Origin of the sequence: Kosakonia sacchari SP1, assembly GCF_000300455.3 — a bacterium.
Taxonomy (GTDB): domain Bacteria; phylum Pseudomonadota; class Gammaproteobacteria; order Enterobacterales; family Enterobacteriaceae; genus Kosakonia; species Kosakonia sacchari.
In genome coordinates this window covers 709,847-722,525 of the sequence record NZ_CP007215.2, presented here as the reverse complement: position 1 = coordinate 722,525, position 12,679 = coordinate 709,847, and the positions used below count along the sequence as shown (strand labels likewise).

Here is a 12,679-nt window from a genome sequence, read left to right as displayed (position 1 = left end):
TTTAAGAAATAGCGAGATTAGAACAGCGGCTTACCAGAAGCGTCCTGTACGTTGGCTTTCCATGCAGCGCGAACCTGAGCGGTAACGGAATCCGGCAGCGGCGCGTAATCCAGATCGCTGGCGATGGTGCTGCCATTTTTGTAAGACCAGTCGAAGAATTTCAGCACTTCAGCGCCTTTCGCCGCGTCATCCTGTTTTTTATACACCAGGATAAAGGTGGTGGACGAAATCGGCCATGCATCTTTGCCTTTCTGGAAAGTCAGATCCTGAGCGAAAGATTTACTCCAGTCAGCCCCTTTGGCGCTATTGCTGAAGCTCTGCTGTGACGGCTCAACCACTTTGCCATCGGCGTCAAACAGTTTTGTCCAGGTCAGGTTGTTCTGTTTAGCATAGGCGTATTCAACATAGCCGATGGAGCCCGGCAGACGCTGTACAAACGCGGCAACGCCATCGTTGCCTTTACCGCCTAAGCCAACCGGCCAGTTCACCGTTGAGCCTTTACCCACTTTGCTTGCCCAGTCAGCATTCACTTTAGATAAGTAGCTGGTGAAAACAAAAGAAGTGCCCGAGCCATCTGCGCGGCGCACCACGTTAATATTCGTGTCCGGCAGTTTGACTTTCGGATTCAGTTTGGTGATTTCCGGGTCATTCCACTTTTTAACGGTGCCCAGATAAATATCGCCCAGCGTTTTGCCGTCCAGCGTCAGTTCGCCGGATTTTACGCCAGGAATATTAACCGCCAGCACCACACCACCAATGACAGTCGGAAACTGAAACAGGCCGTTTTTCGCCAGATCATCATCACTCATCGGGGCATCGGATGCGCCGAAGTCCACGGTTTTCGCAATAATCTGTTTGATGCCGCCAGAAGAACCAATCCCCTGGTAGTTCACCTGAGATCCCGTCTGTTTCTGGTATTCAGCCGCCCATTTTGCATATACAGGCGCCGGGAAAGTACCACCAGCACCCGTCACATTCGTTGCAGCGAAAACAGTAGTCGTAGAAAGTGCAAGAGCAGCAGCCATCAGGCGAACTGACGCATTAAGCATTGCCATAGTCTCTCCGAATCGAAATAGTGATTAAATTTTTGAATAATATTAAGAGCGAGGGCAGCATAGAGCGAATTTATGACAATTTTGTGTCAACCGCGAAAAATAAAAACAAGGCGGCACAACACGCAAAAAAAGACCTCCGGATCGCAATCGGGAGGTCTAAGCAAATCTTAAAAAAGATGAATTAACCTAACGGTTAAAATTTGCAACTCTCGCGCTCTGGAGGAGCGTACTGAGTTACAGTAGCCGCAGCTATTAAACACGAAAACCGCAGCACTCATATGACAGATGTGCAACATTATGTAAGTTATTTTTTCCGCCCGCAAAATTACTCTCACCGAGAATAATCCACCGACTCAACATGATATTGATTCATCAATAAATGCCCTTTAAAAATAGCCGATCCTTTTTTAAAAAAATCAGCCCAATATATACCAGGCAATTAAACCTATTTCGGCATATAACTTTTACTTAATCCGGCAGTTGATATTACTGCATCGTCTACCGTGGCATCAGACCAAAGCGTGTCGTAACGATGACCTGTCAAGTCTTCGACAACTTTACGCGCTTCAGGTGTCACACTCTGTTTATTTCCGTTGGCTTTCAGGCGGTCAAGTTCATCGACAAAAATACGGTGTGTGCGCTTATTCAGATGGAAAGTCAGGGCTTGCCACATTGCCACCAGCAAAAGCCCGGCGGTGCCAATAAACAACAACATCACAATGGTGGTGATCGCTTCCTGAGGCTGTTGCAGGCTGCCTTTAACAAAACCACCGCTCTGCAATAGCAAACCCACGGCAAAGGTCGCAATGGCTACCGTAGTTTTACGTGAAAACGTCATCACGGCAGCAAATAGTCCTTCGCGGCGCTGGCGCGTAATCATTTCGTCAATGTCCGGAATAAACGGGAACACGTTCCACGGCGTAAATTCCAGAACGCAGCGCCCAACCTGGTAGAACCCGGCAAGGATCACCAGCAGCACCACTTTGTTTTCCGTGGGGAATTGGTACACCAGAAAGAAACCGCCCAGGCACAGCAGCATCATGCTGTAGGCAAAAACATAAAGCCGGGACGGGCCATATTTGATAATGGCGAAGCCCGCGACGAGCGTTACCGGCAGCCCGACGATGCTCATCGACAGCAAGGTTCCCGCCAGCGAAGATGAGACATGCAAGCAATAAACACAGAAAAAAACAAACACCGTGTTATAAATATCTTTCGCCGTGAAAGAGAAAAGATAAATAGCCAGATGCTTGCGGAATGCACGAATTTTCAGTGTCGAGGCATAATCTTTAAATAACTTAATCACGCCGGTAAGTGTTTGCGCCGCATTGCCAGTTTGACGTTTTTTCTCCATCTCCTGCATCATTTCTGGTGTGATTTCTCGCTCCCAGCTTACTTTCCAGGAAATAAATACGCAGACCATAAACAACACAGCAAAAACAACGCCGTTAATCAAATACGCATCGGCATTTTTTTCACCCAGCCAGCCAATTAACACACCGGGGATAAAGGTCGCGAGAAACGTACCGGAAGCCGAAAGAAACATGCGGCAAGTAGAAAGCTTGGTGCGATCGTTAAAATCTTTGGTCATTTCCGATGGCAATGTTTCCCACGGGATTAAGACCATGGCAGCAATAATTTCAAACGCCAGGTAAACGGCAAGATAAAACCAAAAATTCATGCCATTCAGCCATAACAGAATATAAACCAGCATCAGCGGAGCGCCGATAAGTAAAAAGAAACGACGCCGGCCAAATTTCTTGCCTAGAAAATTTTTATAAAAATGATCGGTAAAACTGCCCATAAACAGGCTCACGATAGCATCAACAATCCTTGCGATCGCGACAATGGACGCCGCCTGAATCGGCGATAAACCGACAAACGTAGTGTAATAAAACAGCAGCCAGGCGCCAATTACCGTAAAAGCGCCACCGCCCATTATGTCTGTCATGCCGTAACCAATGCTGACAGGAATCGTCACTTTTCGGTTTTTACGGGTCATAACCAGCCCCCGCAACTGCTCAGCTTTATAAGGCTCTTAAGCTGTAACTGTTCTTTATTTATCATGGACATAAAAACTCCATAAGAGAATTATTTGTGCCAGAACGGCGCCGTTAATAACGCACGCCTGTTGCCACCGGAAAACATCACAGTCTTCACGTTATCTCCCTTCGGGAATTTATGTCTACTACCATACAAGTTAAGTTGTCGAAAATGTGACCTCAGGCATAAGCCAGAAAAAATCGCCTTCGTTAATTCTAAAAAAGTGAGAAGTGAGATCGAAAGAACAGTTAAAAAGTGGCAGTTGTGAATTCACCAAAACCCTGCGCAGCACAAACAAAAAACCCGCCTGATATCAGACGGGTTTTACTTTTCAGCGCACAGTTCATTCCAGTAGCTATAGCGCATCACCAGGTGAAAGCGCTCATTTTTCATCGTAAATCCATACAGAAGGATGATAATCAAGACCATAAAGCAGGCCGAACGGGATCAGTAGCGCCACATGGCGCCCCGAATCATATTCCCCCGCGTCCGTCTGTAATGGCAGCGTCGGGGTAAGGCGATTAAGCCACTGTTGCAGCAATGTCTTCATCAGCACGTTCTCCAGCAAAGGTTGACGTGCTCAGTTAAACGCAAAGCGCACCATAACCAAAACGATCATTTTCGCACTGGTTTGCCGAAATATGCATATGCCTTGCGCTGCCTATTATCATGTAATATTTTAAGTTACATTACTGACAACCATCCCGGAGATAACGTGGCACAGAATACGAACGATATTTTTAACAGCGAATTCTCCCGCCAGTACGATGCTTACAACGAGCGACTGGGCGAAATTGCTAACAATCTGCACCTGCTTATCTCTCTGTTGCTGAAAAAAATGCCGCAACAGGCGCGAATTCTCTGCGTTGGTGTCGGCACCGGCAGCGAAATCATTCGCCTTGCGCAGCACCATCCGCACTGGCATTTTGCCGGCGTTGATCCCTCGCCAGATATGCTGGCAGTTTGCCAGCAAAAGCTCGACCAGGCGGGCATTGCCAACCGCTGCACATTGCATGAAGGCTATCTTTGTGAGCTTCCCGCCAGCGGCGATTTTGATGCGGTGATCTGCCTGCTGGTGACGCATTTTATTCAGCATCCGCAGCGCGATGGCATCTATTCACAAATGGCGAGCCAGTTAAAACATGGTGGACGTGTGATCACAGCGGAGATCGCCGGGGATATGCACAGCCCGGCGTTTGATGAACAGCTTGAAGTGTGGACAGCCATGCACGAAACCGCCAGCCAGGCACCGCGCGATATGGCTGAAATCAAAGCGCAACTGTCGCAGCGCCTGCTGCTGTTGCCCGCAGAAGCCACGGAAGCGCTGATTGAACAGGCTGGTTTTACCCCACCGCTGCGCTTTTTCCAGTCGCTGCTGATCCATGGCTGGACGGCGCGCAAAAGCTGAGGTGTTACGCCTTGCGTGAACAGCAGGCAATGTAGTTTAACTGGCGGCGATTTGCGCGAAAAAAGCGGAACATGCCGAGAAAACGCGTCCGGTTATCACGGGTGCGCAAGCCATTAAAAACAATGCGCAACGCACGCGCGAAACCTTCATCACGGATCAGCCCAACGGGCGACATCAGCGACATTGCCCCGTGGCACGTTTCCACCTCGGCAAAGCCATTGTCGATAAACAATGTTCTCCACGCTGCTTCTGTCATCGGGCTGACATTCGATTTCACCACCTGCTCCAGTTTTGACTGGTTATCTGTCGCCAGCCCGCTGCGCATAAACATAATGTCGTGCGTCAGTAAACGGCCGCCGGGTTTCAGCACACGATAATATTCACTGATGAGTTTTGCTTTCGCTTTGTCCACATACATGGTCAGCATCGCTTCGTTAATCACCACATCAAAAGTGTTATCGTCGAACGGCAACTTATTCGCATTGGCTTCGCTAAGATGAATGTTGCTATTGAGGCCGGCAGAAATCACGTTCTGTCGCGCCTGCGCGAGCGCGTTTTTATCCATGTCGATGGCATCGACCGTGCAGCCAAAACTCTGCACCAGTTCAATTGAGGTGGTGCCCATATTGCAGGCGACTTCCAGCACCCGGCTCTGCGCATTTAGCGGTACCTGGCTAAATAACCATTCGGTCGCTTCCACCCCGCCGGGGCGCAAACGCGTTTTCCCGAGGCTCGCCAAAAAGGTATGCCCTGCTTTATCACTGTCGGCCATCGGACTCTCCTCACCATAACATGTATTTTACATGCAACTTAACACAACGGTATGGAGATGAGAATGGCTTTCATCAACAAAAAAGCCCCTGCGTTTTCGCAAGGGCAAGGCTGTGTCCGAGCCATATAAATTAGTTAAAGACCATCCCACCATCGATCAGCAATGATTGGCCGGTCATATAGTCGGAATCCGGCCCTGCGAGGTAAGAGACGCAGGCGGCAACGTCTTCAGGTTCCGAAAGACGCCCAAGCGTAATGCGTTTAGCAAACTCCTGCGTGCCATACCCCAGCGGTTTACCGGCCGCTTCCGAAACCTGGCGGTCAATCTCTGCCCACATGGGAGTTTTCACGATGCCAGGGCAGTAGCCATTAACGGTAATGCCAAGCGGCGCGAGATCCCGCGCGGCGGTTTGCGTGAGTCCCCGCACGGCAAACTTACTGGAACTGTACACGGCCAGTTCCGGGTTACCGACATGCCCCGCTTGTGAACAGGCGTTGATAATTTTGCCGCCGTGTTTTTCCGCTTTGAAGGCTTTTACCGCCGCCTGGATGCCCCAAATCACGCCTTTTACGTTGATGTTATAAACCTTATCCACCACTTCCGGCGTGATGGACTCAATCGGTGTTGAAGGCGCAACACCAGCGTTATTCACAATCACGTCGAAACCGTTCAGCTTGGTTCTGGCCTCCTCTACCGCGGCAAACACTTTGTCGCGGTCAGAAACATCCACCGTCACCGCAATCGCGCTGCCATTGTTGTGATTAATTTCGTCGGCCACCGCTTTTGCCGTTGCGGCGTTGTAATCGGCAACAGCGACGGCAAAGCCATCTTTCGCCAGACGCAACGCAATGGCTTTACCAATGCCCTGACCGGCACCGGTCACGAATGCAACTTTTTTCATCATATCTCCTTGGTTTTCAAAGAATCTGGTTAAGATTGAGCTGGCCCATCAGCAGAGGGTTATCGCTGTAATCGACCGGAATGGCGACCACCGCCGGGCCGTCCGTGTCCATTGCCGCACGCAGTGTGGGTTCCAGTTCTGCCGTGCTTTCGACCGCGAACCCTTTGGCGCCAAACGCTTCGGCATAGGCTTTAAAATCGACCGGGCCAAAATTAACGCCAGACAGGCGCTGGTATTTTTTCTCTTCCTGAATGGCCACCATGTTGTAGGCGTTATCGACCCAGATGATATGCAGCACATTCGCCCCGAGGCGCACGGCGGTTTCCAGTTCCATGCTCGATTGCAAAAAGCCACCATCGCCGGAAACCGACACCACTTTGCGCCCCGGGTTGACCAGCCATGCGCCAATCGCCCATGGCAGCGCGACGCCCATGGTTTGCTGACCGTTGGAAATCATCACCTGGCGGGCGCGGAAGCTATAGAGATAGCGGGCAATCCAGATATGAAAACTGCCCATATCAACGGTCAGCGTGACGTCGTTATTCACGATATCCTGCATCGCCCGCACAATACGCAGCGGGTGAATGGCGAACTGGCTGAGCTGCGCCCCTTTACGGCTGAGCAGTTCCCGCTGGTTGCGGCGCTCAATCAGGATCTCGGAGGCGCGTGGGGTGAGGATCAGTGGTTTTTCGATTTTCGCAGCCAGTTTGTCGAGCGTGCTGGCAATGTCGCCAACCAGTTCGCAATCCGGCACGTAATTGCGTTCTTCATAAGCAGGAAGCACGTCGATATGGACCAGTTTCGCGTCACCGGTGTTCCACATCGATGGTTCATACTCCACCGGGCTGTAACCAATACAGATAATCAAATCTGCCAGGTGCAACAGCCGATCCCCGGCCTGGTTATTAAATAACCCCACACGCCCTGCAAAGCGGGTGAAATGCTGCTGATTAACCGCGCCCGCCGCCTGATACGTGCTGGTGACCGGAATATGGCTTTTTTCCAGCAACTGATGCAGCGCCGAAATATTTTCCTCACGGCTTGCCATCAGCCCGAGCAAAAACACCGGGTTTTGCGCCTGCGCGATAAGTTTCGCCACCTCGTCAATCGCCGCATCCGGTGCGGCACCTAACTGCGGAACACAGCTGGCGGGCAAGATATTACCGCTCGCGGGTTGATCGGCAATATCCTGCGGCAGGCTGACAAACGCGCTGCCCGGCCGACCCTGCTCGGCGGCGCGAAAAGCATTGGATACCACTTCGGCAATCGCGTCGGAGGAGGTTATCTCTACCGCGTATTTCGTGACGGGGCTGAACATCGCTACCGTGTCCATGCTCTGGTGCACCAGCTTGGCTTTATCCGCCCGTTTCACCGCCCCGCCCAACGCCACCACCGGGTCGCCTTCGCTGTTGGCGGTCGCCATACCGGTAATTAAATTGGAACAGCCGGGGCCGGACGTAACCAGCGCGACGCCAGCTTTACCGGTAATACGTCCGACCGCCGCCGCCATAAATGCCGCGTTCGCTTCATGGCGCACGGGAATAGTTTGAATGGTTGAATCAATAAGCGAATCAAAGACTTTGTCGATTTTGGCACCGGGAATGCCAAACACATGTTTCACGCCCTGCGCTTCCAGTTGTGTCACCACCATATCGGCGCCATGCGCCCACTGGTGTGTACGGCTCTCTTTACTCATCATTTACTCCTTTAAATGTTTATCAGTTCTCGACGGAACGAATGGCAGCGTCCAGGTTGTCCGGGTGTAAATCGGCGTTGAGAAACGCCGCATCTGCGGGCAGATCAATCATCAAATGGTGGATTTCGCCAAACGTCAGCGTGCCGCTTTCGAGCTGGTAATCCAGCAAATGTCCGCCGCCATGACGGTCATCCGTAATAAAGTGCTCGTGGTAGCCCGCCACGTTAATCCCCTGCATATGCTGCGGTGTGCGGAACCCAACGAGCACGCCATCACGCCCGTTGAAACGAAACACGGGTTGATCGTCAAGCACGTCAGTCATGGCGCGATAAGGCGGCGTCTGGCGCGGAACAGTGCGGGTGTGCGCATGGCGAAAATGGCCATCGATACGCAGAGCGCAAAAGACGTTATCGGAGGGGATCGCCTTATCGATAATGTCGTGCAGTTGCTGGCGGCTGGACGGTTTATCCAAGTAAAACTCGTGTTCTGGTTTAAACCAGGTCATTACCGCGAAAGGGGTTTTTTGCTGTCGGCTGGCTTCCCGTGCGCTACCGTCAGCACGCAACTGGTAAACCTCACTATTGAACGCAATTAATTCGCCATCCAGTTCGTTAAATGTGCCGAGCCCAAAGTCGCCGTGATTGAGTAAATCCTCAATCGTGGTATTTCCTTCGTAAACACCGCTTAATAGCGCACTCATTAGCGATGTTTGATATATCACACATTCCGGGCGGGTTTGTGAAAAGGCACGAAATGTTTCCCGTAGACTTTCCTCGCAAGAACAACCGGTTACATGACTCATTATCCTTTACCTCGCTGAGCAGTCGTTTAGAAAAGCTGATAAATTATTGACTCGTTTCAGCGAGAGATTCCAATATACAAAGCATCAGGGTTTGAGATGTTTTTAATATGGAACTCCGTTATCTACGCTATTTTGTCGCCGTTGCGCAGACGCAACATTTCACCCGTGCCGCAGAAATGCTGGGCATGTCGCAACCGCCGTTAAGCCAGCAAATTCGCCGTCTTGAGCAAGAAGTGGGTACGCCGCTTTTTTACCGGCAAACTCGCGGTGTTGAGCTCACCGAAGCGGGCGAAGCGTTTTATGAAGATGCCTGTCAAATCATCGCGTTGAGCGATGCGGCAATGGAAAAAGCGAAAGGGATTGCGCGGGGGATTAATGGAAAATTGTACCTTGGCGTGACCAGTTCCAATGCGTTTCACACGCAAATTTTTTCAGCGCTTCGCCAGTTTCAGCAAAGCTATCCGCAGGTGGCGCTGTATCAAAAAGAGGACAATATGGCGACGCTGATGCAGGAGCTGGAAGAGGGGCTAATTGACGTGGCCTTTGTACGCCTGCCGTGTGAAAACAGCAAAATGTTCAACCTGAAATTGATCGACGAAGAGCCGATGGTGCTGGCGTTACACCGCTCGCATCCGCTTGCCGCGAAAACGGATATCTCGCTGAACGAACTGCAGCAAACACCGCTGGTGATTTTCCCTCAGCAAGTCGCGCCGGGGCTATATGAACTGGTTTTCAACGCTTGCCTGCGCGCGGGTATTGATATGGAAAACCAGCAACAAGCTTCACAGTTCTCCTCTTCGCTGAGCATGGTGGCCGCAGGTTTCGGCTTCGCCATCGTTCCGCAATCCATGGCCTGTTTCAGCCACCCGCAAGTGACATTTCACCGGATGCCGGAACAGGCATTAAAAACGGATGTAGCGCTGGCGTGGCGCAAGTTCGAGCGTTCGCCCGCCGTAAAACGGTTTATTGAGAACTTTTAAAACGCCCGCCGCAACGCGGGCATGAAATGTTAGCTGCGGTGGGTATTCACCACCTGGCCAATCCCCTTCCCTTCCAGCGCGTCGTTGGGATCGGCAAAGAAATCGATATTGAAGTAGGTGTCGTCGGTTAACAGTTCAATATGGTGCCAGTATTGCGGCGGGCTAATGCCAAAATGCCCGGCTTCAATTACCACTTCCACTTCCGGCGTGGTGTCGTGCTCACTGGCAAAACCAAAATATTTCACCGCCCCCTGCATCACCGACAAACGGCCATAGACACCTTTTTTGGTGTTGTGATGAGTAAGTAGCGCCTGCGGAACCGTCTCCTTCGTCCAGAAAGGCGTTGAGCGGGTATGACGGAAATGAACAGGAATTTGATGCGCCATAAAACCTCCTACAACTGCTTCGATTACCAGCCGCACACGTTAGTTTCTTCGTCCGATTCATAGCCCCGGACGATATTAATCAACTCTTTCACCGCGTCTGCAGCATTAAGCGGATCGTTTAGTTCATTAAGACTGGAAAACTCTTTATCCACAGAAACACCGTTATTATTGTTGGTCACCGTCAGGATAAACTCACTGGAATTATCTTTCGCGCCCGCAAGGCCAGTAATCAGTTCCGAAACCGCCTGTACTGCAACATCAGGGACATATAACGACATTGGCTTGAGATAGATCTTTTCCTGCGTTTCATTGTTCGCACGGTTAGAAACTGCTAAAGAATAACCTTTGTTTTCAGTTGTCATCAGAATTACCTCAGCCTTCAATCAAAATTTTCGGGTCAACATAGAAATCGACGCTAAATATCGTATCGTCACTTAATGCTTCAATGTTGTGCCATTTTTCCGGCGGAAAAACGCCAAATCCACCGGCATTAATCGTTAATGTCTCTACCGGTTGCGGGCTGGTTTCATCGGCGTAACCATAATATCGGATCGCCCCTTGCAGCACACTCAAACGCGGGTAGACGCCCTGCCGTGTTCCAGCGTCGAGATGGCGCTTCCAGATGGACGCCGGAGCGGTTTCTTTGGTCCAGAACGGCGTGGAACGGGTGTGGACATAGTTCGCGGGTATCGCAATACGTTGCATGTTTCATCCTCTTTGTGTCTCAGCAAAGCGAGTTTGCCGGGAGGGGGAAAAGCATTTGTTGCATATGATATACCTGTTTTATGATTTGTGGACTACTTTTTTTAGTGGCTATTTCAAGTCGGTTTTTATTACTCAAAAAGGGTTATTGTAAAGCGCATATCGAAAGAGGAAAAATGGGTGAGGAATTATTTATAACGTAGGGTTAATGCACAATGAAAAACAAATCCAAACTCAATTCTTTTTATTATGGATTTCCCGTTTTTTTAGTCACCACGCAAGATAAAGATGGCAACACAAATATTTCAGCGGCATCCTCCTCTATTTCTCTGGGCGAGAAACTGATTATTGGCATCAGTAAAGGCGGAAAAACCTACAATAATTTATTGGCTGGTTCAGACGCCGTGATCAATATTCCCGATCACACGCTTTGGGAAAAAGTGGAGCAAATAGGCAAACTTACCGGCGGCGACAGCTTGTCGGAAAACCAGACCAAATGGGGCGTAGAAATCTGCCATGATAAATTCGCCAAAGCTGGGTTACACACAGAAGCCTCTGTCGATGTTGCACCGCCGCGCGTCGCGGAGTGCCCAATCCAGGCTGAATGCCGTTTAGTCTCTACCAGCGATAAAGGCCGTTTTATGCTGGCTGAGCTGGATATCGTGAACTTATGGGTTGAAAACGCGCTATTAAATGAAAATGGCATTGTTGATTCAGGCAAATGGAAGCCGCTGATTTTCAATTTCCGTGAATACACTACCGTTGGCGATACGCTCGGGTTTAACGTGAAATACGGCAACTGATCCTCATAAATGGCCCCCGCTCACGGGGCATAATCCTTTACTCCAGCAATGCTTTATCCCAGCCGCTGAAAATTGCCACAGGATTGTAGTGCGCGGCTTCCGCCTTACTTAATTGATATTTTTCACCGCCTTGCCCTGCGCCCGGGCCACGGTTATCAAACTCATAAAAACGGCTGTCTTGCGGATAAAACCAGATTTTCTCCCCGGCTTTATCTTTGCCGGACATTTTATCCCAGCCGTAAATATGGTCGTCGATTTCACAATTAATAAACGCCGCAAGACCAATAGCGTTCGGATCGGCATAGCGCCCGTCGCTGAACTGTGTTGTCGGATGCCACGGGCGACCCAGCGCGAAACTTTTCTCCGGAACACCCGCTTCTTTACTGAGCTTGCTGTTGATGATCAACAAGCCAAACTTCTCATCCGCCTGCGTCGCCGGCGCGGTGATGTAGCCATACGGCGGGGCGATATCACTGCGGTTACGGGCGATAATTTCGCAGCGGTCAAACACCGCGATGCCGGGGCCAAAGATAAAATCAACGTGCCCACTCACTTCACAGTCGGTGAAATAGCTGCGGCTCCCGCTCTTGCTGTAAAACGTGTCCTGGTAGCCTTCGAGCCGGACATGGCGGAAACGCGCTTTATCAACGTTTTCCGACACCATCAGCGCCACCGCCTGCGTGTCTTTCAGTTTCTTCGCGTCGCCATCCGGCAGCGCGGCATTGGCCGGGAAGTCAAAGCTATTGCGAATGGTCAGATTCTCAATGGTCACGCCCGATGCGCGTACTTCCACGGTGCTGGTGCGCCCGGTGCCGAGCTTTTGTCCGTCACTGCCTAATGCACCGGCGGGCGTATTCGCTTCAATCTGTGTTTGCTCTCTGGATTGCCCCACCAGCGTGACCGGTTTTTCAATCACCAGCCGTTCGTTCCAGCGCCCTTCTTTGACCAGGATCCGCCACGGCGTGCCGCTGTCAGGCGCGGCGGCCAGCGCCTGGCTGATGGTGGCGAACTCACCGGCTTGCGGCGCGGTGGAGACAACGGCATTCCACTCGCTCGCCTGAGCTGAAACGCTGATACAAGCCAGCAACAGCGCGGAATAGCGCAGTGAATAGTTCAGTGTTTTCATCGGTC

At 51.0% G+C, this 12,679-nt stretch carries 14 protein-coding genes; 3 read left to right on the top strand and 11 right to left on the bottom strand.

All coding sequences use genetic code 11. The features are described from left to right. Positions 1 to 17: 17 nt before the first annotated feature. The 3 genes from pstS to C813_RS47345 form a co-directional block, all read right to left on the bottom strand. The gene (gene pstS / locus C813_RS26480; RefSeq protein WP_370568886.1) at positions 18 to 1,049 is read right to left on the bottom strand and encodes a phosphate ABC transporter substrate-binding protein PstS; all 1,032 of its coding nucleotides are present in this window, start codon (positions 1,047 to 1,049) and stop codon (positions 18 to 20) included. Between the two features lie 451 nt (positions 1,050 to 1,500). Then, entirely contained in the window at positions 1,501 to 3,057 is a 1,557-nt protein-coding gene (locus C813_RS26475) for an MFS transporter (protein ID WP_017457523.1), read from the bottom strand. A gap of 423 nt (positions 3,058 to 3,480) precedes the next feature. After that, entirely contained in the window at positions 3,481 to 3,648 is a 168-nt protein-coding gene (locus C813_RS47345) for a hypothetical protein (protein WP_017457522.1), read from the bottom strand. Between the two features lie 165 nt (positions 3,649 to 3,813). Between C813_RS47345 and C813_RS26470 the strand changes: the two genes are divergently transcribed. After that, entirely contained in the window at positions 3,814 to 4,506 is a 693-nt protein-coding gene (locus C813_RS26470) for a class I SAM-dependent methyltransferase (RefSeq protein ID WP_017457521.1), read from the top strand. A gap of 4 nt (positions 4,507 to 4,510) precedes the next feature. Here the strand turns inward: C813_RS26470 and C813_RS26465 are convergent, their stop codons facing one another. The 4 genes from C813_RS26465 to budA form a co-directional block, all read right to left on the bottom strand. After that, positions 4,511 to 5,278, bottom strand: a complete 768-nt coding sequence (locus C813_RS26465) for a class I SAM-dependent methyltransferase (protein ID WP_017457520.1) — start codon at positions 5,276 to 5,278, stop codon at positions 4,511 to 4,513. A 130-nt stretch (positions 5,279 to 5,408) separates the two neighbouring features. Beyond that, a complete protein-coding gene (locus C813_RS26460; RefSeq protein WP_017457519.1) occupies positions 5,409 to 6,179 on the bottom strand; it encodes a (S)-acetoin forming diacetyl reductase in 771 nt (256 codons plus the stop codon). Between the two features lie 16 nt (positions 6,180 to 6,195). Then, entirely contained in the window at positions 6,196 to 7,875 is a 1,680-nt protein-coding gene (alsS, locus tag C813_RS26455) for an acetolactate synthase AlsS (RefSeq protein WP_017457518.1), read from the bottom strand. A 22-nt stretch (positions 7,876 to 7,897) separates the two neighbouring features. Next, positions 7,898 to 8,677 (bottom strand): acetolactate decarboxylase, encoded by a 780-nt coding sequence (gene budA / locus C813_RS26450; protein ID WP_017457517.1) that lies wholly within the window; start codon positions 8,675 to 8,677, stop codon positions 7,898 to 7,900. A gap of 107 nt (positions 8,678 to 8,784) precedes the next feature. On the opposite strand from budA, the gene C813_RS26445 reads away from it, so the two are divergent. Next, the gene (locus C813_RS26445) at positions 8,785 to 9,657 is read left to right on the top strand and encodes a LysR family transcriptional regulator (protein ID WP_017457516.1); all 873 of its coding nucleotides are present in this window, start codon (positions 8,785 to 8,787) and stop codon (positions 9,655 to 9,657) included. Positions 9,658 to 9,686: 29 nt separating this feature from the next. Here C813_RS26445 and C813_RS26440 read toward each other — a convergent pair whose 3' ends face one another. Genes C813_RS26440 through C813_RS26430 form a run of 3 tightly spaced genes read right to left on the bottom strand, consistent with a single transcriptional unit; the run spans position 9,687 to position 10,748 of the window. Continuing rightward, positions 9,687 to 10,043 (bottom strand): DUF1971 domain-containing protein, encoded by a 357-nt coding sequence (locus C813_RS26440; RefSeq protein WP_017457515.1) that lies wholly within the window; start codon positions 10,041 to 10,043, stop codon positions 9,687 to 9,689. A gap of 23 nt (positions 10,044 to 10,066) precedes the next feature. Continuing rightward, positions 10,067 to 10,405, bottom strand: a complete 339-nt coding sequence (locus C813_RS26435) for a DUF1869 domain-containing protein (protein ID WP_017457514.1) — start codon at positions 10,403 to 10,405, stop codon at positions 10,067 to 10,069. Positions 10,406 to 10,415: 10 nt separating this feature from the next. Further along, entirely contained in the window at positions 10,416 to 10,748 is a 333-nt protein-coding gene (locus tag C813_RS26430; protein WP_017457513.1) for a DUF1971 domain-containing protein, read from the bottom strand. Between the two features lie 212 nt (positions 10,749 to 10,960). On the opposite strand from C813_RS26430, the gene C813_RS26425 reads away from it, so the two are divergent. Further along, positions 10,961 to 11,548 (top strand): flavin reductase family protein, encoded by a 588-nt coding sequence (locus C813_RS26425; protein ID WP_017457512.1) that lies wholly within the window; start codon positions 10,961 to 10,963, stop codon positions 11,546 to 11,548. A gap of 37 nt (positions 11,549 to 11,585) precedes the next feature. Here the strand turns inward: C813_RS26425 and C813_RS26420 are convergent, their stop codons facing one another. Beyond that, a complete protein-coding gene (locus C813_RS26420; protein WP_017457511.1) occupies positions 11,586 to 12,674 on the bottom strand; it encodes a pectinesterase family protein in 1,089 nt (362 codons plus the stop codon). Positions 12,675 to 12,679 lie beyond the last annotated feature (5 nt).